Here is a 20,086-nt window from a genome sequence, read left to right on the forward strand (position 1 = left end):
GCATCAATGCAGGGGTCCGCCAATGCCGGCACCCGCGTCGGTGCGGCGGGGCTTGCCGCCTTCAGGCAGGGGCTGCGGCACCAGGGTGCCCACCGTGAGCTGGTCATCGCCAAAGTACTTGGCCGCCACGCGCTTGACGTCATCGGGCGTGATGGTGCGAAGCTGGGCCAGCAACTGGTCTTCCGCATCCAGCGGCATGCCCTGTATCCAGTAATTGCCCAGGCTCTGGGCCTGGCCCATGACCGAGTCGCGCTCATAGACATTGGAGGCCATCCATTGCGTCTTCACGCGCTCCAGTTCGGCAGGCTCGACGCCGTCCCTGGCGACCTTGGCCACTTCGGCGCGCAGCGCGGCCTCGACCTCGGCCGCAGTCTTGCCGGTGGCGGGCACGCCCGTCAGCATGAACAGGCCGGGGCCGCGGCTCATGAGCGACATGGAGCTGCCCGCGCCGTCGGCCACGCGGCCTTCGCCCTGGACCAGGGCCCGCTCCAGGCGGGCGCCGTCATAGCCGTCGAGCACGGCCGAGAGCACCAGCAGCGCCAGCGCATCGCGGTCATCGGCCTGCAGATCGCTGACGCGCGTCAGCGAGGGCGCACGGAAGGCCAGGGCCACCAGGGCCTGCTCGGCCGGCTGCTTGACCTCGATGCGGCGGATGCCGATCTGCGCAGGCTCGGTGCGCGGCTTGCGCACCGGCACGGCGCGTGCGGGAATGCTGCCGTAGTACTTCTCGGCCCAGGCGCGGACCTTGGCAACGTCCACATCACCGGCAATGACGACGGTGGCATTGCCGGGCACATACCAGCGGCTGTGGAAATCGCGCACGTCGCCGGGCGTCAGGGCGTCCAGATCGCTCATCCAGCCGATCACGGGCCGGTGGTAGGGCGAGGCCATGAAGGTCGCCGCCATCAGTTGCTCCATGAGCACGGCGCGCGGCTGGTCCTCGGTGCGCATGCGGCGCTCTTCCTTGATGACCTCGATCTCCTTCTTGAACTCGCTGTCGGGCCAGTGGTTGTTGGCGAAGCGGTCGGATTCGAGCTTCATCACTTCCTCCAGCCGGCTGGACGGGATCTGCTGGTAGTAGCCCGTGTAGTCGCGGCTGGTGAAAGCGTTCTCCTGGCCGCCCAGGGCCGCCACCCGGCGCGAGAACTCGCCGGGCGCCACCTTGCGCGAGCCCTTGAACATCATGTGCTCGAGCGCATGGGCCACGCCCGAGGTGCCGTCGACCTCGTCGATGGCGCCCACGCGCACCCAGACCATGTGCACGGCCGTGGGCGCGCGCCGGTCGGGCTGCACGATGAGCTGCATGCCGTTCTTCAGGGTGAATTGCTGCGCTGCTGTGGCGGACCGCTGGCCGCCTGCGGCCTGGCTGGCCACCGTCTGCAGCAGTGACGAAGGGGAGGAAGAGGATGCATCCGGGGCTGCCAAAGCAGCCCCGGTGCCCATGCAGGCCATTAAGCCCAGGAGGGTGAGTGCATGTTTCATAGAATGCTGTGATTCTAAGAACCTGCCGATGTTCAGTTTTTTCAAGAAAAAGCCCACCCCCTCCTCCGCCGAGATTTCCCCGGCGGACAGCAGCGCCGCGCCTGAAGAGGCCGGCATTCCCGCAACCCCGCCGCAGGACCGCGCCCCAGACCTGCCCCCTGGCACGCCTGCCCCACCGGCCGCAGCCGACACCGGCAGCGCCTGGTGGCGCAAGCCCTTCGGCGGCGGCGGCAAGGGCGATGCCGCCCCGCCTGCCGCACCCGCTGCACCCACTGCTGCTGCTTCCACGCTCGCGCCTGCCGACTTCATTGCCGCACCCGAGCCCACGGCCAAGCCCGAAGCCGAAGGCGCCAGTCGCCAGAACTGGATGCAGCGCCTCAAGGCCGGACTGCGCAAGACCGGCAGCAGCATCGCCACGGTCTTCACCGGGACGCAGATCAACGATGCGCTGTACGAAGAGCTGGAAGACGCCCTGCTGATGGCCGACACCGGCGTCAAGGCCACCGAGCACCTGCTCACCGACCTGCGCCGCCGCGTCAAGGAAGCCAAGGCCACCGACCCTGCAGCCGTCAAGGCCCTGCTGGCCGATGCACTGGCCGACCTGCTGCGCCCGCTGGAAAAGCCGCTGATCATCGGCGAGCACCAGCCTACCGTGGTCATGGTCGCTGGCGTCAACGGCGCAGGCAAGACCACCTCCATCGGCAAGCTGACCAAGCATCTGGCCGACGAAGGCCAGAGCGTACTGCTGGCTGCCGCCGACACCTTCCGCGCCGCCGCGCGCGAGCAGCTCGGCGTCTGGGCCAACCGCAACACGGTGGAGATCGTCAGCCAGGAAGGCGGTGATCCTGCAGCCGTGAGCTTTGATGCCGTCACCGCCGGCCGCGCCCGCAAGAAGGATGTGGTGCTGGTGGACACGGCGGGCCGCCTGCCCACCCAGCTGCACCTGATGGAAGAGCTGCGCAAGATCCGCCGCGTGGTCACCAAGGCCGATGCCACGGCACCGCACGAGGTGCTGCTGGTCATCGACGGCAACACCGGCCAGAACGCGCTGGCCCAGGTGCGCGCCTTCGACGATGCACTGCAGCTCACGGGCCTGATCGTCACCAAGCTCGACGGCACGGCCAAGGGCGGCGTGCTGGCCGCCATTGCCCAGGAACGGCCGATCCCCGTGTACTTCATCGGCGTGGGCGAAAAGGTCGAGGACCTGGAGACCTTCAACGCCAGGGAATTCGCGCAGGCGCTGCTGTCCTGAGGCCACCCGGCACACCACCACCCAAAGGAGCGCGCTGCGCTCCTTTTTTCATGGGCATGCGAGCGCAGCGAAGGCCCAGGCATGCAGGCAAGGGTTTTCCCTTGATTCGAATCAAGCCGCAGGTTTTATGCTTTGCATTGATTTATAAGAAGAACGTTGTTTTATACAAGAAACAATCGATAGCCCTCAGGCATTTCTTTTGCTTGTACCTGCCTTGCCTTGTTCCCCGGAGTTCCCCATGAAAGCCCCCACCTTGCTCGGCGCTGCCGCCCTGCTGGCAGCAGCCGCATGCCAGAGCGCCCTGGCCCAGGATGCCGCCGCGCAGCAGCAGCTGGCCGCCAAGCCTTTCACCATCGTCGCGCCCTTCCCGCCCGGTGGCCCGGTCGATGCGCTGGCCCGCCTGCTGTCCACGGGATTGGCCGAGCGCTACAAGCAGACCTCGGTGGTGGAGAACAAGCCCGGGGCCAACGGCAATATCGGCATCGACATGGTCAAGCGTGCCGCGGCGGACGGCCATACGCTGCTGGTCGTGCCCCAGGGCAACCTGACCATCAATCCCACGCTGCTGGCCAGGCCCGGCTACAGCGTGGAGGTGGACTTCGCGCCCGTGGCTTCGCTGGCCAAGGCGGCCAATGTGATCGCCGTGCACCCCGGCGTGCCCGCCAAAACGGTGCAGGAGCTGGTGGCCCTGTCCAAGGCCAAGCCGGCCACCATCAGCTATGCCTCGCCCGGCGTAGGTTCCAGCCTGCATCTGGCCGGCGAGCTGTTCAAGCAGCAGACCGGTGCCGACATCCTGCACGTGGCCTACAAGGGCACGGCGCCCGGCCTCAACGATGTGCTGGGCGGCACGGTGCCGATGATCGTGGGCAATGTGCCCGCGCTGCTGCCGCATGTGCAGTCGGGCAAGCTGCGCGCGCTGGCCGTGACCGACCCGGCGCGCAGCAAGTACCTGCCTGATGTGCCCACGCTGGCCCAGGCGGGCGTGCCGGGCATTGCCATCTCGTCCTGGTACGGCGTGATGGCGCCCAGGAAGACGCCGCCGGCCGTGCTCAAGCAGCTGGAAAAGGATATTCAGGAGATCTTCAACACGCCGGCCGTGGTCAGGCAGCTGGACCTGCAGGGGATCGAGCCCTGGGTGGTCACGGGCAGCGCCTTCGGCGAGCTGATCCGCAAGGAGACAGCGACCTGGGTGCCCGTGATCAAGGCCGCCAACGTCACGCCGCAGTGATGCGGGGCGCGGCGGCCCTTTCTGCAGTGTCCGCCACGTCCCGGGTCGAGACCTGGGAGCGCAGCCACTGCGCATAGTCGGCCATGCAGCGCTCGGTGCGCATGGTGATCTGCGGCACGCTGTAGCTGTGCCCGGCGCGCAGCAGCCGGGCCAGGCGCTCCAGCACGTCGGGCAGGGTCTTGCAGACCAGCCGCCACTCGGGCGTGGCGTGCAGCTCGCCGTCCCACACGTAGTGCGAGGTGATGGCCTCCACCTGCACGCAGGCCGCGGCCTGCTGCTGCACCAGGCTGCGCGCCAGATGGGCGGCCTCCTCGGCACTGGGGACGGTGGTGGCCACCACGCACAGCGTGGACCAGGGCGAGGCGGGGTTCTTGGCGGAAGTCATGGAGGCGTAGTCTACGGTTGCGTGCTGCAGGCCGGTACTGGCCCTTGCGGCGTCAGGCCATCAGCCCCTTTTGCCGCGCCTGCAGCCGCGCCAGGCCCAGCAGCGCATCGGTGAACGGGGTGTCCACGCCGCACAGCTGGCCCATTTCGCGCACCGCGCCCACCAGGGCGTCGAGCTCCACGGGCTTGCCGGCTTCCACGTCCTGCAGCATGGAGGTCTTGAAGGCGCCCAGCTTGAGCGTGACCGCATGGCGGTCTTCGGGCGATTCGTTGATGGGCAGGCCGATGCGCGCGCCGATCTCCTTGGCCTCCAGCATCACGCGCGTGATCAGGCCGCGCACCAGGTCGTCGCCCAGGATGCGGTCCGAGGTGGCACCCGTCAGCGCGCTGACGGGGTTGACGGTCATGTTGCCCCAGAGCTTGTACCAGGCGTCGCGCTGGATGTTGTCGGAGACCTTGGCCTCGATGCCGCCACGCTGCAGCAGTTGGGCCAGTGCCGCCAGGCGCGGCGTGGGCGGCTGGCCGGGCCCTGTGGCCAGAGGCTCGCCCAGGATCAGGCTGTTGCCGAAGTGCCGGCGCACCACGCCGGGCGCATCGTTGGAGCAGCTGGCATGGACCACGGAGCCCAGCACCTGGCCCCGCGGGATGGCTTGCGCAATGCGGCCTTCAGGGTCCACGGCTTTCAGCTGCTTGCCGCGCACGCTGGCATCGACACCGCCGTGCAGGAACCACCAGGGCACGCCGTTCATGGCCGTGAGCACCACGGTCTGCGGGCCGATCAGCGGGGCGATGCGCTCGGCCACATCGGGCATGCCCGGCGCCTTGACGGAGATGATGACCAGGTCCTGCACGCCCAGGGCGGCCGGGTCCTGTTCGGCACGCAGCGCGAAGTGCTCGCGCTGCTCGCCGTGCACCAGGGTCAGGCCCTGGGTGCGCAGGGCCTGCAGTGCAGCGCCGCGCGCCACGGCGCTGAGCTGGCAGCCGGCGCGGGCCAGGGCCGCGCCCATCCAGCCGCCGATGGCACCGGCGCCGAAGATGCAGGCCTTGTCGAATGAAATGCTTGTCTGTTCCATGGTCATGCGCGGGAAGCTCCGGGTTCAAAGATCGAGATAGCTGCTGTCGCGCCGGTTCACGCGGCGCACCAGGTGGTCGAACACATCGCGGGCACCGCCGTGGCTGTCGTTGAAGGTCAGCGAGTCCTCGTTGCAGCGCTGGGCCATGGCGTCGGAGACCATGCGCGGCGCGCCCATGGACAGGGTGGCCATCTGCACGTCGCAGGCGCGCTGCAGCGTCCACAGCACCACGAAGGCCTGGGGCAGGTCGCTGCCCCAGCTGAGCAGGCCATGGTTGCGCAGGATCACGGCCTTGCGGTGGCCGATGCTGGCCAGCAGGCGCGGCCCTTCGTCGGCATGGATGGTGATGCCCTCGAAGTCATGGTAGGCCACCATGCCGTGCAGTTGGGCACTGTAGAAGTTGCTTTGCGACAGGCCCTGCTCCAGGCAGGCCACGCCCATGCCCGAGGTGGTGTGCGTGTGCATCACGCAGTGCGCGCCCGGCAGCCCGTCGTGGATGGCCGCATGCACGACGAAGCCGGCCGGGTTCACCGGATGCCGCGAGCCGTCCAGCACCTCGCCGCGCACATTGATGCGTACCAGGTTGCTGGCCGTGACCTCTTCGTAGTGCAGGCCGAAGGGGTTGATCAGGAACTGCTTTTCACCGCCCGTCACGCTGTCGGGCAGGCGCACCGTGATGTGGTTGTAGATCAGTTCGTCCCAGCCCAGCATGGCAAAGACGCGGTAGCAGGCGGCCAGTTCGATGCGGGCGGCGCGTTCATCAGGGTGCATGGAGCAATTCATGGTGTGGCTCGTGGGGTGGGTTCTGAGGTGGGTCTTGAGGTGGGTTGTGCAGTGGCTTGTGGGGAAATCAGGCATCCAGCCCTTGGGAGGCACGGCCCAGCTTGTCCAGGATGCGGTCCAGCATGGCGCGCTCATCGGCCGTCAGGGCATTGAGCAGGGCCGCCTGGTAGGGGCGTGCGCGGGACAGCACCTCGTCGAAGAGCGCCTGCCCTGCTTCGCTCAGCTGCAGCAGGTGGCGCCGCGCGTGCTGCGGATCGGCGCGGCGAAGCACCCAGCCCCGGTCGATCAGCGGCTGCAGCGCGCGGCTGATCTGGGCCTTGTCCATCAGGCTCAGGCGCGACAGCGCGCTGGCATGCAGCTCGCCATGGCGCTGGATCTGGCCCATGAGCCGCCACTCGGTCAGCCCCACGGGCGATGCCGGCGCGATGTAGTGGCGCGTCACCTGGGTCTGCAGCGCATTGGACAGCGCGCCCAGGCGGAAGGTGATGAAGTCCTCCAGCGCCAGCGTCTGGCTGCAGACCTGCGTGTCCGGTGCAGGGCCGGTGGCGGCATCGGCGGCAGGGATCGGGGATGTGCGTGGGCGGGGCATTGGGCGGAGGAAACCGGGCGGCGATGGCGATTGCGATGGCCGCATGATCCACCAATGTTGACATATCAACATTGGTGGCAACCCTGAGAGCCCTGGCGGCCTGCAGGCCGCCAGCGGGCGCAGGGTGAAACCCATGCGCCCGCGCCGCGCTCAACGCTTGAGCAGTTCGTTGGAAGGCAGGGTCTCGTCCAGCAGCTTGCGGGCCGTCTCCACGCCCGCCACGGGCAGCAGCGCCGGGTCCAGCAGGCCCACCTGCACCAGCACGCTGGCCTGGTCCCAGTAGATGTGCTCGTGGTAGAGCTTGTCGCCCCGGAACTTGACCACGGCCAGCAGCGGGATCTCCACGCGCCGCCCCGTGGGACGCACGCCGGGCAGCATCCACGGAATCTCGGTGGTGTGCGTGAAGCAGAACAGCATCTCGTCCACCACCTGCGAGGCCCCCACCGTGCGTGAAATCGGGGTCAGCGACGTGTCGGGCGGATTGCTGTTGACGAAGTGGTTCGTATAGAAGGCGTGCAGGTTGCTGAAGCCCACGCCGCCGGTCATGGTGGGGATGTGGTTCACATAGGGCTCGGCCACCATGGTGGCCATGGTGTCGTCCACGTTGCGCGTGGCGAACTCGTACTCGCAGTGCTTGTCCCACAGCGCGGCCAGGTCGAAATGCGGGCCGATGGCGGACTTGAGCGTCGCAATGCTGCGTTCATGCGCCATCAGGGCCGAGGCGCGGTGGAAATGGTCGCCGCCCTTGCGCGCAAAGGCATGGTCCACGCCGGGATAGACATGCACGGCCACGCCGGGACGCCCGCCCAACGCCTGGACGATGCGCTGGCGCGCCTCGGGCGGGCAGAAGGCGTCGAGCTCGGCCACATGCAGGGTGAGCGGGCAGCGGATGCGCTCGGCCTCGTCCAGCGCCGCCTCGATGCCCACGCCGTAGTAGCCGACCACCGCATCGGCATCGGTGCGGCAGGCGGCCAGGTAGGCCAGCTTGCCGCCCAGGCAAAAGCCCAGAACGCCGGCCTTGCCGTCCGTGACCTCGGGGCGCTGGCGCAAGGCGTTCAGGCAGGCCTGGATGTCCTGCACGCCCAGGGCCTCGTCGAATCCCTTGTAGAAGCCGAAGGCGCGCTCCCAGTCCGCCGGCGTGTAGCCCAGCTCCACATCGGGCTGCTGGCGCCAGAACAGGTCGGGCACCAGCACCACGTAGCCTTCTTCGGCGTAGTAGTCGGCCACCTCGCGCATGGTGGCGTTGACGCCGAAGATCTCCTGCGCCAGCACCAGGCCGGGGCCGCTGCCCGAGGCCGGCACGGCCAGGTAGGCGTTGAAGCTGCCGCTGCCGTCCAGCGCGTTGATGCGCACATGGCGGCTTGCCGGGGGTTCTTTCTGCTGCATGGGGTTGTCTCCGTTTCAAAGGGTGGGGAAAGCTGCGGTGCCGCTTTTTTCCATGGCCCGTCATACGCATTCGGGGTGCCGCACCGTCACCTGATAGTAGCCCGCGTGAAAGGCCAGGGGCTCGCCGTCGAAGCGTTCGCAGCGCTCGACCTGGCCGATGAAGATGAGGTGGTCGCCGCCATCGTATTGCCGGACGTTGCGGCAGACGAAGCGGGCCAGCACGCCATCGATCAGGGGCACGCCGGCCGGGCCTTCCGCGCAGTCCAGGCCGACGAACTTGTCTTGCTGCGGCGTGGAAAAGCGCCGCGACAGAAGGTGCTGGCCCGCAGCCAGCACGTGGATGGCGAAGTGGCTGGCGCCCTGGAAATCGCAGACGCTGGGCGCCTGGCGCGCCAGGCTCCACAGCACCAGCGGCGGGTCCAGCGAGACCGAGGAGAACGAGTTGGCCGTCATGCCCACGCGCCGCCCGTCCGGCGCGCGCGTGGTGATGACGGTCACGCCCGTGGTGAACTGGCCGAAGGCCTTGCGCAGCTCGCGCGGATCGAAGGAGCAGGCCGTGGCGGGGGCCGGGGTTTCGCATGTGCTCATGGCGGCCTCTGCGGCTAGGCGGGGACGGCTGCCATGGCGGCGATGGCCGCGCAGCTGTCGATGTAGTAGTCTGCCTCGCCCGCGTCCGCGAACCAGGGGAAGAAGGTGCGCGGGTCGTCGAAGCCGTTGGCAAAGGCGCTGGCCAGCGGTGCCAGCGTGCCCGCGCTGGCCAGCAGCTTGAGCACATGGGGTGGCGGTGGCGCCAGCATCATGTTGGTCCACTGCGTGACCCATTGCGCATAGCCGAACCAGTAGCGGTCGAAGGTCTGCTGCATCCAGGCGGCGTCGAAGGCGCCATTTCCGTCACGATTTCCGTCGCCATTGCCGCGCGCCAGGATGCTGCGCAGATAGGTGTCGGCGCACTTGGCCGCGTTGTTGGAGCCCTGGCCCGTGATGGGGTCGTTGAGCACCACCACGTCGCCCATGCCCAGCACCTTGCGCCCCGACGGCAGCGTGGCCACGGGCTTGCGCACCGTGGGGGCGAAGCGGCCCGCGAGGATGCCGTTGTCATCGGTCAGCGCAATGTCGCGGCAGCGCTCGGCCTCCCAGGGCACGAAGGTGTCGAGGATCCAGCGGCTGCGCTCCAGGTGCTGCTCCGGTGTCTTCACATCGCCCCAGCAGTCCATGGGGCCGCCGGGCACGCCTTCGAACACCATGATCTCGCAGGGGCCCGTGGTCGTCAGCGCCGGGAACACGAAATACTCGCCCACGCCCGGCACAAGGTTGAAGGACACGGCGGAGAACGGCTCGCGCGGCTTCATGCCCGTCACATAGGTCAGCGCCAGCGCGCGCTGGGGCTGGTCGAAGCGCGAGCGGTGGGCATCGCGCTCGAACAGCCTCGATATCTCGCCCTTGCCGCTGGCAACCAGGGTCAGGTCATGGCTGCGCGTGCATTCCTCCAGTTCGGCGATGCCCGCGTCCTTGAGCACCAGCTCGCCGCCCTGGCGGCGGAAGTCGTCCATCCATGCGGGGATCTTCAGGCGCTGGTCCACGGACTGCGCGCCCGCGTTCAACCGCGCGGCCCAGTCGATGGCCTTGTCGACCGATTTCCCGCCGTGCTGCGCCGGATGCGGCACGCACAGGCCGATGCCCTCGACCACCGGGCATTCGCGCGACCAGTGGTCCAGGCTCAGGCCGCGCTCTATCTGCAGCGCGCTGTCGAACATGCACTGGCTGGACATGACCCGGCCCTGGGCGATGTCCTGCGCCGTGCGGTTGCTCAGTATCGTGACCTGATGGCCCGCGGCCAGCAGGCCCAGGCCCAGTTGCAGGCCCGACTGGCCGGCTCCGACGATGGCGATTTTCTTCATGGCTGTCTCCTTGCGGCTCCGTGTCCGTACTGCGTACTAGTCCATCAATTGGGGAATGGCGGCCACGGCCCGCTCGGGCCCCATGGCGCCGTAGCCGCCGTCCACCGCGTAGTCGGCGCCGGTCACGAAGCTGGCATGGTCCGAGCACAGGAACAGCACCACCTGCGCCACCTCGTACGGATCGCCCACGCGGCCCAGCAGGTGAAAGGGCGCGGCCACGCGGTCGGTCTTGGCGCGGTCGCCGCCACTGAGCCGGTCCATCACCGCCGACCAGGTCCAGCCCGGGCAGACGCTGTTGACGCGGATGCCATCGGCCGCCAGGTCCATGGCCATGCTGCGCGTGAGCTGCTTCATGGCCGCCTTGCTGGCCGGGTAGAGCCAGCGACCCGTCTGCGCCGCTTCCGAAGAGATGCTGGTGAAATTCACCACGGCCCCGCCACCGGCGGCCACCATGTGCGGGTGCACGGCCTGCAGCATGGCCACGGCGCTGGCCACGTTCACGTTGAACGAGGCCAGCCAGTCCGCGCGCGGCGACTGCAGGCCTTCGTCTACATACGAGCAGGCCAGGTTGACCAGGATGTGCACGCCGCCGTGCCGGCTGCATGCCTGCTGCACGCAGGCGGCGACCTGGGCGTCGTCGGTGATGTCGGTGCGCACGAAAAGCGCGCCCTCGCCCAGCGCATCGGCCAGCACCTGGCCGTTGTCGGCATCGATGTCGGCAATGACCACCTTCACGCCGGCCGCGTGCAGCGCACGCACCACGCCGGCGCCTATCAGGGTGGAGCCGCCGGTGACGATGGCGCTTTTGCCTTCGAGTCCCTTGAACATGACGCTTGTTCTCCCGTGTGGATGCCAGGCCGGGCTGGCCTGTGCAGCACACGTTACGGGGGGCCGGGCCGCGCAGGCATCCGGCAAGCGCAGGCACTGTCCCTGCCGCGCAGAAATCGGCTCCCGGGGAATGGTCCGAATTGTGGGAGCGGGTGGTTTTTGCTACGTTCTGCCCAGCCTATGGAACACGCCATGCACACACCGCTGCCGCTGCAGCGCTACCGGCTTTTCGAGAGCCACGACATGGACGAGGCCCGCGAAAGCGTGGCGCGCGTCTTCTGTCCGCATGGCCTGGGCATGCTGCGCCCGCGCGCCGAGCTGGACGCCTGCCACCACAGCGCGCCGCTTTCCCGCAACGTCAGCCTGAACTATGTGCAGTACGGTCCCGGCGTGCACATCGAGCCCGGCTACCTGCGGGACTTCTTCCTGCTGCAGATTCCCCTGCGCGGCAGTGCCGAGATCCGCTGCGGCGCGCAGCAGGTGGATGCCACGCCGCGCCTGGCCTCCCTGCCCTCGCCGACCGAGCCGCTGTCCATGCGCTGGGCCGACGACAGCCCGCACCTGATCGTGCGCATGGCCCGCCCCGCCCTGGTGGCGCGGCTGGAGGCGCTGCTGCAGGCGCCCGCAGGCCGGCCGCTGGTGTTCGATCTGGGCGTGCCGCTGGACCAGCCGGCGCTGGCACCGCTGGTGCATTTCATCGACTGCCTGCGGCACACGCTGGATGCGGGCAACGCCCTGCAGGCCACGCAGGCGCTGGCCCGGCATGCGGAGGAATACCTGCTGACCAGCCTGCTGATGTCGGCCACGCACAGCCATAGCCGCGCACTGGCTGGGGACAGCCGGCGCAGCCTGCTGCCGCGCGGCGTGCGCAAGGCCCAGGAGTACATGCAGGCCCATGCCGACCAGCCCCTGTCGCTGGCCGATGTCTGCCGCGAGGCCGGCTGCAGCGCGCGCACGCTGCAGGCCGCCTTCCGCCAGCACGCGGGCATGGGGCCCATGGATTTCCTGCGCCAGCTGCGGCTGGACCGGGTGCGCGCCGAACTCCAGGCAGCCAAGGGCCCGGGCGCCGCAGCCGGCTCCGGCGTGCGCGACGTGGCGCAGAAATACGGCTTCCTGCACCTGGGCCACTTCGCGGCCCAGTACCGCAGCCGCTTCGGCGAGCTCCCGTCCGAGACGGCGAGCCGCCGCGTGCAGGCCTGAAGGCCTGACTTTGCCGGTTCAGCCCCGGCCCACGAAGGGCATCTTGGTCGCCATCACCGTGTGGAACAGCACGTTGGCCTCCAGCGGCAGGCTGGCCATGTAGAGCACGGACTGGCCCACCACATCCGCGTCGATCAGCGGCTCCACCGCGATCTCGCCATTGGCCTGGGGCACGCCCTTGGCCATGCGCGATGCCAGCTCGGTCATGGCATTGCCGATGTCGATCTGGCCCACGGCGATGTCGTAGGCACGGCCGTCGAGCGCAGCGGTCTTGGTCAGGCCCATGACGGCATGCTTGGTGGCCGTGTAGGCGCTGGAATTGGGGCGCGGCGCATGCGCGGAGATGGAGCCGTTGTTGATGATGCGGCCGCCGCGCGGCGACTGGTCGCGCATGGTGCGGAAGGCCTGCTGCAGGCAATAGAACATGCCGTTGAGGTTGACATCGACCACCTCGCGCCACTGCTCGGGCGTCCAGTCCAGGAAGGAGCCGGGCGGATTGCCCCGGCCCGCGTTGTTGAACAGCAGGTCCACGCGCCCGAAGCGCTGCACCGTGCGCGCGAACAGCTGCTCCACGGCAGCCGGGTCGCTGACATCGGTGGCAATGCCCAGCATGCGCTCGCCCGCGCCGTACTTTGCCTGGGCCTCGGCGCAGGTCTCATCCAGCGGCGCCTGGCGGCGGCCTGCCACCACCACCTGGTAGCCGGCGCCCGCCAGGGCCAGCGCCACGGCCTTGCCCACGCCGGTTCCTCCGCCCGTGACCACGGCCGTCTTTGCGTTCTTCATCTCCATTGCTTGTCCATCCTGTAGTGCATGTATTGCAGGCGCCGCCCGCGCACCGGTGGCGGGCGGCGCCGCTGCATTGTCGGCGACGCGCCGGGCCTGCGGACTGTGCCGCAGGCGACACCATCGCCGCACTGCGGACGAAGCTCAGGCAAAGCGCCAGGCAATGGAGCCCAGCGGCCCGTAGTCCACATGGAAGCTGTCACCGGCCTGGGCCGTGACGGGCCGCGTGAACGAGCCGGCCAGCACCACCTGGCCTGCGTCCAGCTGCTCATCCCATTGCGCGAGCCGGTTGGCCAGCCAGGCCACGCCCGTGGCCGGATGGTTGAGCACGGCGGCCGCCACGCCGGACTCCTCGATCACGCCGTTGCGCTGCAGCAGCGCCGACACCCAGCGCAGGTCCACCGCGTCGGGGCGCACGGGCCGCCCGCCCATGACGATGCCGGCATTGGCCGCGTTGTCGGCGATGGTGTCGCGCACCGTGCGCATGGCCTGGGTATCGCGGTCCTTTTGCTCGATGCGGGCGTCGATGATTTCCACGGCGGGCACCACCCAGTCGGTGGCGGCCAGCACATCGCACAGGGTGACGCCCGGCCCCTTGAGCGTGCGGCCCAGCACGAAGGCCAGCTCCACCTCCACGCGCGGAGCGATGAAGCGCGCAAAGGGAATGTCGCCGCCGGGCTCGAAGAACATGTCGTCCAGCAGGGTGCCGTAGTCGGGCTCGGTGATCTGCACGGCCTGCTGCATGGCACGCGAGGTCAGGCCGATCTTGTGGCCCCTGACCGTGCGGCCCTCGGCGCGCTTGAGCCGCATCCAGGCGCGCGAGATGGCGTAGCCGTCCTGCACCGTCATGTCCGGATGGCGGCGGGAAAAGTGCCGGACCTGCACGCGGCTTTTTTCGCTGGCGTGCAGCTCGGCCGCCAGGCTGTCTATGGTGTGTTGCGCAAGCATGGACGGCCCTTCAGCGCGCGGCGGCGCCATCGTCGGCCCAGGCCAGGTAGCCGTCGGACACGCCCTGGCGCTGCATGGCATCCCAATGCGCCACCGAAGGCGTGGGCATCTGGAAGGCATCGCCCACGCGGCCATACCAGCCGGGGTTCTGCAGCCGCGCGATCAGCTCCATGGGCGCGGGGTCGAAGTACATGAGCTCGCCATCGACCACGGCCGCGTCCATGACATGGGCGGCCAGCACGTCGGCCAGCACCAGGCTGCGCACGCCGTCGATATCGATGATCTGGCGCACGCGGCACTCGAAGGACGCAGGGCTGTCCACGATGCGCTGCGCCTTCACCCGCCGTGCATCGCCCAGGACCAGGCCGGCCTGGGCCGACTCGTCCACCTGCGCGCCGAACTCTATGGCCGTCACCGCCATGCGGCGCGCCAGCGGCTCGGACACCAGGTTCACCACGAACTCGCCCGTGGCCGCGATGTTGCGCGCCGTGTCCTTGAGCACGCCCTGGCGCGAGCCGATGCACACGCACAGCAGCGGCGGATCGCCCGACATGGCGTTGAAGAAGGAAAACGGCGCGACGTTGACCGTGCCGTCCCCGTCCACCGAGCTGATCCAGGCGATAGGACGGGGCAGAACCAGGGAATGCAGGATGTTGCTGCGCTGCTCGCTGTTGAGCGATTGCATTTCAAAGTACATGGGAATCCGGAGGGGAAGGGAAAAAGGGAGGGCGTCGCGTCACTCGTTGCCGGCGCGCGCCGCGTCCTGCTCGGCCTGGGCGATGCCTGGGGCGCGCGCATTGGACTGGTGCAGTTCCACCAGGTTGCCGGCCGGGTCGCGCAGGAACAGCTGCTTGAGGCTGGGCGATGCCACGTTGTCCAGCGTGAAGTAATCGACGCCGCGCGCCAGCAGCTCCTGCTCGGCGCCGAGGATGTCGTCCACGGCCAGCGCGATGTGGTTGGACACGGGGTCCTTGCCCGGGCCCTGCGCATAGCGCGACGGCCCCTCGCTGCCGAGGATGTGCAACTGGCTGCCGTTGGGCAGGTTGATCCAGGAGCCGTAGATGCCGGGGATCTTCCAGCGCGCGGCGTCCTGGGGCAGGTTCAGCACTTCGCGGTAGAAGTCGAGCATGGCGTCGGCCTGGGCGTGGTTGACGCCGAATCCGACATGGTGGAGTTCCAGAACTTTGATGGGCATGGGATGTCCTTGCAGATTTGTGTGCCGCCAAATAATACGCTTAACGTACTATACACAAAGCGTAATATATGAAAGCCGTAAAATCAACCGCCCTTTCTTCTTCCGCCTTCAACCCGGCTTCAACCCGGTTTCACCCGCTTCCATCCACTCCCATGAGTCCGCGCAAGACCGCTGCCGCACCGGCCCCCGATTCCACCCCCCTCGCCAACGCCCCCGAAGCGCTGCGCCCGCACCTGGCCCTGATGGCCGAGACCGCGCAGCCCGGCACCGACACGCCGGCCGCCGGCCTGGGCCTGCTGCTGCTGTGGCTGGCCGACGATGTGGAGCAGCGCGCCAACGCATCGCTGCAGGCGTTCGGCCTGTCCGAGAGCAAGCTCGACGTGCTGATGATCTTCGGCCTGGCCGAGCGCGGGCTGCTGGGCGACACGGTGGTCACGCCCTCCTATATCGCCAGCTACGTCGGCGTGACGCGCTCGTCGGTGACGGGCCTGCTGGACTGGCTGGAAAAGCGCTCGCTGCTGGCGCGCAGCCTCAGCCAGGAAGACCGCCGCAGCTTCGACCTGGCGCTCACCGACCAGGGCCGCGAGGTGCTGGCCCGCGCGCTGCCGGCCTTCTGGCGCATGTGCGAGTCGCTGGTCGACTACCTGGACGAGGGCGAGCGTGCCAGCCTGCAGTCCATCCTCTTCAAGGCCTGGACGAGGATGAAGGCCCAGCACAGCGCCTGAACGCCTGCCGCCTTGTCAGACCGCAAGACCCCGCAGGCAGCTCGCCCGCTCAAGGCCCCAGATGTTTGACAGCAGCTGCCGGGCACGTCCCGCGCCGGCGACGGGAGCGGCAAGCTCCATGAACTTGTCCTCCAGCTCCCCATCCGACAACGGCAGTTCGGGATCGCCCTTGCGATCGGGCTGCAACCAGACATGGCGGCGTCCATCCCTGGCAACGATTTCCAGGCGCGCCGATCTCTTTCCCGGGAAGGCCCTATCGATTTGCGGGTCCACCGAGACCTGGACGCGCTCGAGCATCGCGCGCACGGCGGGATCGGCCAGGCGCTCGGGGGTGTACGCGGACATTCGCACGCTGCCATGGACCAAGGCCGTCGCCACAACGAACCGGAGACTGAAGCGCGCTTCGTTTTCGGTCACGGGATCGGTGTAGCAGGCGATATCCAGGGCCGGGCCATAGGTGGCCACGGCCACGCTGCAGATGTCGTCCGCCCGCAGGGCATGCTGGCTGCGCAGAGCCAGCGCGGCGTCGATGGCCGCAAAGGTATGGCCGCAGCCGACATGGTTCTTGAAGGTGAGCCGGGTGATATGGAAGTCCCTGCCCAGCGTGTCCCCGATGCCTGACCAGTCCGGTCCGTCGCTGACAGCGCGGCCCAGACCCGACTCCCCCTCCAGCACATCCAGCGATCCCGTCACCCCCCTGTGCGCGAGTTGCGCAGCCAGCAGGCCGGCCTCCGCTGCGCGCCCGGCATGCAGGGGCTTGGACATCGAATCCATGCGGAATGCCTGCTGCAGACCCGCAGAGAAGGTGGCCGCCGTGGCCAGTGCATGGGCGAATGGCCCTGCATCCAGCCGCAGCGCATACCCTGCGGCCGCCGCAGCCCCGAAGACGCCCACGGTGCCGGTGTTGTGCCAGAAGCGGTAGTGGGCCCGGCCCAGGGTCACGCCGATGCGGGTGGAGACCTCATAGCCCAGCACCACGGCACGCAGGAATTCCAGGCCACTGGCCCCTGCCTGCTGGCTTGCCGCCAACGCCGCTGCAATGGTTGCGGCACCGGGGTGGTACATGGCATCGCGGAAGCTGTCGTCCACCTCGGCGGCATGGGCCGCCGAGCCGTTGAAAAGTGCCGCCGCCCGCGCCGTGGCCATGCGGCCGTTTCCAAGCCGGCAGGACCCGCGGTCCAGATCCTCGGCAAGCACCTGTTCCAACTGTGCAAGAGGCGCGCAGCCCAGGCCCGGGAACAGGGAGGCATACCAGTCGACCACGGCCCGCTTGGCGTGGTGGATGACGGTGTCGGGAAGCTCGGTGCGTTGGTATCGAGAGGCAAATTGTCCGAACACTTCGGTCGCATGCATGCGTGGTCTCCTGGATGAACACTGGCCGGGGCAGTCTCACTTTTTTGGCACAAATGTGCAGTGGCCGGCCCCTCAGGCCAGAACCAGCACACCATCCGCAGCGCACACGCCCTGGCCCTGCAGCAGCACGAAGACCGGGTTGATCTCCGCCTCGATCACGCGGTCGCCCAGTTGGGCGGCCATCGCAGAGAACGCGACGATGGCATCGGCCAGGGCATCGACATCCGCCTGGGGGCGGCCGCGAAAGCCGTCCAGCAGCGGCCAGGTCTTGAGCTCCCTGGCCATGTCCAGCGCTTCTGAGCGGCTCAGCACACCCAACTGTGTCCCATCGTCTGGCAGCAGGCGCAGCGTGGTGTCCTGGAACAATTCGGCCGCAACGCCCCCCATGCCCAGCATCACGGCGGTGCCCAGCGCATCCTTGTGCAGGCCCAGGATCAGCTCGGTGCCGCCGGTCACCATCTGCTGCACCAGGAACCGGTCCGGGCGCACACCCGCCCTGGCCTGCACGTCGGCCACCATCGCTGCCAGCCGCGCACCGATGGTCTGCGCCGTCAGGCCGACGGCGACACCGCCGACATCGCTCTTGTGCGTGATCCGGGACGAAAGGATCTTGAGCACCACCCGGCCGCCCAGTTCGCGCGCGGCGGCTTCGGCCTCTTCGGCGGTATGCACCACGCGCTCGGCCGCGCACGGCACGCCGAAGCGGCGGAAAACGGACTTGGCCTGCGCTTCATCGAGGCAGCCGACGGGCAGGTCCAGTTCCTGCAGGGTGTGCTTGCCGACGACCAGCTCGGAAGGCGCACCCTGGAAGCCGTTGACTCGCAGCATGCCCGCCAGCGCGGCCGTGCAGCTTTCCGCCGCAGCGAAGGCCGGCACGCCGCGTTGCGTGAGCAGCGCGCCGATTTCCGGCGCATGCGGGCTGACATAGGCCAGCACCGGCTTGTCGGAGTGGGGCAGGCAGTCCTGGATGGCACCGGCCAGCAGCTCGGGCATGGCCAGGCTGGAGGAGCCGACGATGATGACCAGCGCGTCGTAGCTGGGGCTTGCCAGCAGGGCATTGATGGCGCCGCGCAGCAGGTCGGGACGCAGGCCCGCCAGGGTCACGTCGATGGGGTTGCGGTCCAGCACGGCCTCGCTGCCGGTCTGCAGCGCGCGCAGTGCATCGGCCGTCGCCTCGTCCGGCGCAGGCGTGTCGAATCCGGCTACGCCCAGATCGTCCGACACCAGGGTGCCCGCACCGCCGGTGGAAGTCAGGATGGCGATACGCCTGCCGCGCAGCCTGCGGCCCGTGGCCAGCGCAGCGGGCACGTCCAGCAGGTCGGCAAAGCTGTGCGCACGGATCACGCCGACCTGGCGGAACAGCGCGTCGTACATGCGATCGGCTCCGGCCATGGCGCCCGTGTGCGATACGGCGGCCTTGGCGCCGGCCTCGGAGCGGCCGATCTTGAAGGCCACCACGGGCTTGCCGGCACGCGCGGCCTTCAGGCAGGCGGCACGGAACCTGGCGGGATGGCGCACCGTTTCCACATACAGCGCGATCACCTTGGTGGCCGGGTCATCGGCCAGGTGATCGATGAAGTCGGCCAGTTCCAGATCCACTTCATTGCTGGTGGAAATGAGCTTGGACAGCCCGATGCCACGCGCGGCCGCGCGCGACAGCAGCGAGCCCAGGATGCCGCCGCTTTGCGAGACGACGCCGATGCCTCCGACGGGGAACTCGTCCATCTCCAGCGCGCCCGAGGGCGACAGCACGATCCGGTCGGTCAGGTTGACCAGGCCGATGGTGTTGGGCCCCAGCAGGCGCATGCTGCCGGCCGCCTCGATCAGCTGCCGCTGGCGGTGCGCCCCGTCCTCGCCCGTTTCCGTATAGCCGCTGGCCAGCACGATGGCTGCCGCGCAGCCCAGCGCCGACAGTTCCCTGACGGCCTGGTGCGCACGCTCGGCGCCCAGCAGCACGACGGCCACATCGGGCACTTCAGGCAACGAGGCCACATCGGGATAGCAGGCCAGATCGCCGATGCGCTCCACGCGCGGATTGACGGGAAGAATGCGGCCGGCAAACCCGTGCTTTTGCAGGTAGGCCACCGGGCGGCCCGTGGTCTTTTTCAGGTCGGCAGAGGCGCCTATGACGGCGACACTGCGCGGCGACAGCAGCTTGGCAATGGCTTGGCTCATGGCATCACTCCTTGGCGGCCGTCTTGGCCAGGAAGGCCTCCACCGATGCGCGGTGTTCACTGCTGGTGTAGCAGATGCCCTGGGCCTGGCTGCCCTGGGCGAAGACATCGTGCGAAGACAGCTCGAAGCTCTGGTTCAGGATGGTCTTGGTCAATGCCAGCGCGGTGGAAGAAGCCGAGGACAGCTCGCGCGCCCAGGCCTGGGCGTCTGCCACCAAGGTCTCGGCGCTGGCCTGGCGGTCCACGATGCCCAGGGCCAGGGCTTCCGGCAGCTTGACCTGGCGGCCGGTGAAGATCAGCTCCTTGGCCTTGGCCAGGCCCACGCGGCGCGGCAGGAAGTACATGCCGCCGCCGTCGGGGATGATGCCGCGCAGCACATAGCTCCAGGCGAAGCTGGCCCACTCGCTGGCAATGACGAAATCACAGGCCAGCGCCGTGTCCGCGCCCAGGCCCGACGCTGCGCCGTTGACGGCGGCGATCACGGGCTTGGGCATGGTGTGCAACAGGGCCTGGACGTGGTGCACGCGCTGCTGGCGCTGCCAGCCGTTGAAGCCCACCTCGCCCGCAGGCGCGTTCATGCGCCTTTGCATTCCGGCAATGTCCCCGCCGGCGCAAAAGCCCTTGCCCGCGCCTGTCAGCACCAGGGCCTTGATGGCCTTGTCCGCCGCCACGCGCTCCAGGGCATCGATGAACTCGGTGCGCATGTCATCGCTCATGGCGTTGCGCTTGTCGGGGCGGTTCAGGGTCACGGTCGCCACCGCATCGGCGACATTCAGTTGGATCAGTTCGTAGTTCATGGCGTGCT

Annotated in this window: 20 protein-coding genes; 4 read left to right on the forward strand and 16 right to left on the reverse strand. The window is 68.6% G+C overall.

Annotation, left to right across the window (positions count from 1 at the left end; genetic code table 11):
• Positions 1-3: 3 nt before the first annotated feature.
• A complete protein-coding gene (locus ACF8ML_RS00575) occupies positions 4-1,482 on the reverse strand; it encodes a pitrilysin family protein (protein ID WP_016449075.1) in 1,479 nt (492 codons plus the stop codon).
• Positions 1,483-1,510: 28 nt separating this feature from the next.
• Here ACF8ML_RS00575 and ftsY point away from each other — a divergent pair, with 28 nt between their 5' ends.
• Together ftsY and ACF8ML_RS00585 are read left to right on the forward strand one after the other, a co-directional pair.
• Positions 1,511-2,734, forward strand: a complete 1,224-nt coding sequence (gene ftsY / locus ACF8ML_RS00580) for a signal recognition particle-docking protein FtsY (protein WP_209672151.1) — start codon at positions 1,511-1,513, stop codon at positions 2,732-2,734.
• A 238-nt stretch (positions 2,735-2,972) separates the two neighbouring features.
• On the forward strand, positions 2,973-3,962 hold the full coding sequence (locus ACF8ML_RS00585) for a Bug family tripartite tricarboxylate transporter substrate binding protein (RefSeq protein ID WP_392405863.1): 990 nt from the start codon (positions 2,973-2,975) through the stop codon (positions 3,960-3,962).
• Here the strand turns inward: ACF8ML_RS00585 and cutA are convergent.
• From cutA to ACF8ML_RS00625, 8 genes are all read right to left on the reverse strand, one after another.
• Positions 3,949-4,347: a divalent-cation tolerance protein CutA gene (cutA, locus tag ACF8ML_RS00590; RefSeq protein ID WP_392405865.1), complete on the reverse strand. Its 399-nt coding sequence runs from the start codon at positions 4,345-4,347 to the stop codon at positions 3,949-3,951. The two genes, ACF8ML_RS00585 and cutA, sit on opposite strands and share 14 nt — an antisense overlap.
• Before the next feature lie 52 nt (positions 4,348-4,399).
• A complete protein-coding gene (locus ACF8ML_RS00595; RefSeq protein WP_374006019.1) occupies positions 4,400-5,425 on the reverse strand; it encodes a 2-dehydropantoate 2-reductase in 1,026 nt (341 codons plus the stop codon).
• Positions 5,426-5,443: 18 nt separating this feature from the next.
• A complete protein-coding gene (locus tag ACF8ML_RS00600; protein ID WP_262984789.1) occupies positions 5,444-6,277 on the reverse strand; it encodes a class II aldolase/adducin family protein in 834 nt (277 codons plus the stop codon).
• Positions 6,270-6,791, reverse strand: coding sequence for a MarR family winged helix-turn-helix transcriptional regulator (locus tag ACF8ML_RS00605; RefSeq protein WP_392405868.1), 522 nt, complete (start codon positions 6,789-6,791; stop codon positions 6,270-6,272). Before ACF8ML_RS00605 ends, ACF8ML_RS00600 begins: the two co-directional genes overlap by 8 nt.
• Before the next feature lie 150 nt (positions 6,792-6,941).
• Entirely contained in the window at positions 6,942-8,177 is a 1,236-nt protein-coding gene (locus ACF8ML_RS00610; protein ID WP_016449084.1) for a dienelactone hydrolase family protein, read from the reverse strand.
• Between the two features lie 60 nt (positions 8,178-8,237).
• Positions 8,238-8,765 (reverse strand): flavin reductase family protein, encoded by a 528-nt coding sequence (locus ACF8ML_RS00615; RefSeq protein WP_074923062.1) that lies wholly within the window; start codon positions 8,763-8,765, stop codon positions 8,238-8,240.
• 14 nt (positions 8,766-8,779) lie between these two features.
• Positions 8,780-10,075, reverse strand: coding sequence for a styrene monooxygenase/indole monooxygenase family protein (locus tag ACF8ML_RS00620; protein WP_392405870.1), 1,296 nt, complete (start codon positions 10,073-10,075; stop codon positions 8,780-8,782).
• A gap of 36 nt (positions 10,076-10,111) precedes the next feature.
• A complete protein-coding gene (locus tag ACF8ML_RS00625) occupies positions 10,112-10,903 on the reverse strand; it encodes an SDR family oxidoreductase (protein ID WP_343740708.1) in 792 nt (263 codons plus the stop codon).
• Between the two features lie 192 nt (positions 10,904-11,095).
• Here ACF8ML_RS00625 and ACF8ML_RS00630 point away from each other — a divergent pair, with 192 nt between their 5' ends.
• Positions 11,096-12,103: an AraC family transcriptional regulator gene (locus ACF8ML_RS00630; RefSeq protein ID WP_016449087.1), complete on the forward strand. Its 1,008-nt coding sequence runs from the start codon at positions 11,096-11,098 to the stop codon at positions 12,101-12,103.
• A gap of 18 nt (positions 12,104-12,121) precedes the next feature.
• Here the strand turns inward: ACF8ML_RS00630 and ACF8ML_RS00635 are convergent, their stop codons facing one another.
• From ACF8ML_RS00635 to ACF8ML_RS00650, 4 genes are all read right to left on the reverse strand, one after another.
• Positions 12,122-12,892 carry an SDR family oxidoreductase gene (locus ACF8ML_RS00635; protein ID WP_013803947.1) on the reverse strand — a complete coding sequence of 257 codons (771 nt, stop codon included), beginning with the start codon at positions 12,890-12,892 and terminating at the stop codon, positions 12,122-12,124.
• A gap of 138 nt (positions 12,893-13,030) precedes the next feature.
• Positions 13,031-13,834 carry a 2-oxo-hept-4-ene-1,7-dioate hydratase gene (gene hpaH / locus ACF8ML_RS00640; RefSeq protein WP_026062081.1) on the reverse strand — a complete coding sequence of 268 codons (804 nt, stop codon included), beginning with the start codon at positions 13,832-13,834 and terminating at the stop codon, positions 13,031-13,033.
• A gap of 10 nt (positions 13,835-13,844) precedes the next feature.
• Positions 13,845-14,531 carry a flavin reductase family protein gene (locus ACF8ML_RS00645; RefSeq protein ID WP_392405871.1) on the reverse strand — a complete coding sequence of 229 codons (687 nt, stop codon included), beginning with the start codon at positions 14,529-14,531 and terminating at the stop codon, positions 13,845-13,847.
• Between the two features lie 39 nt (positions 14,532-14,570).
• Positions 14,571-15,029 carry a VOC family protein gene (locus ACF8ML_RS00650; protein WP_017404212.1) on the reverse strand — a complete coding sequence of 153 codons (459 nt, stop codon included), beginning with the start codon at positions 15,027-15,029 and terminating at the stop codon, positions 14,571-14,573.
• A gap of 152 nt (positions 15,030-15,181) precedes the next feature.
• Between ACF8ML_RS00650 and ACF8ML_RS00655 the strand changes: the two genes are divergently transcribed.
• Positions 15,182-15,754 carry a MarR family transcriptional regulator gene (locus tag ACF8ML_RS00655; protein WP_313284142.1) on the forward strand — a complete coding sequence of 191 codons (573 nt, stop codon included), beginning with the start codon at positions 15,182-15,184 and terminating at the stop codon, positions 15,752-15,754.
• A 15-nt stretch (positions 15,755-15,769) separates the two neighbouring features.
• On the opposite strand, the gene ACF8ML_RS00660 is transcribed toward ACF8ML_RS00655, so the two are convergent.
• From ACF8ML_RS00660 to ACF8ML_RS00670, 3 genes are all read right to left on the reverse strand, one after another.
• A complete protein-coding gene (locus ACF8ML_RS00660) occupies positions 15,770-17,107 on the reverse strand; it encodes an MmgE/PrpD family protein (RefSeq protein WP_392405874.1) in 1,338 nt (445 codons plus the stop codon).
• A gap of 72 nt (positions 17,108-17,179) precedes the next feature.
• Positions 17,180-19,282 (reverse strand): acetate--CoA ligase family protein, encoded by a 2,103-nt coding sequence (locus ACF8ML_RS00665; protein WP_392405876.1) that lies wholly within the window; start codon positions 19,280-19,282, stop codon positions 17,180-17,182.
• Between the two features lie 4 nt (positions 19,283-19,286).
• On the reverse strand, positions 19,287-20,078 hold the full coding sequence (locus ACF8ML_RS00670) for an enoyl-CoA hydratase/isomerase family protein (protein WP_017406507.1): 792 nt from the start codon (positions 20,076-20,078) through the stop codon (positions 19,287-19,289).
• Positions 20,079-20,086 lie beyond the last annotated feature (8 nt).

The organism is Delftia sp. WSY_10 (genome assembly GCF_043104705.1).
Lineage (GTDB): Bacteria > Pseudomonadota > Gammaproteobacteria > Burkholderiales > Burkholderiaceae_C > Comamonas > Comamonas tsuruhatensis.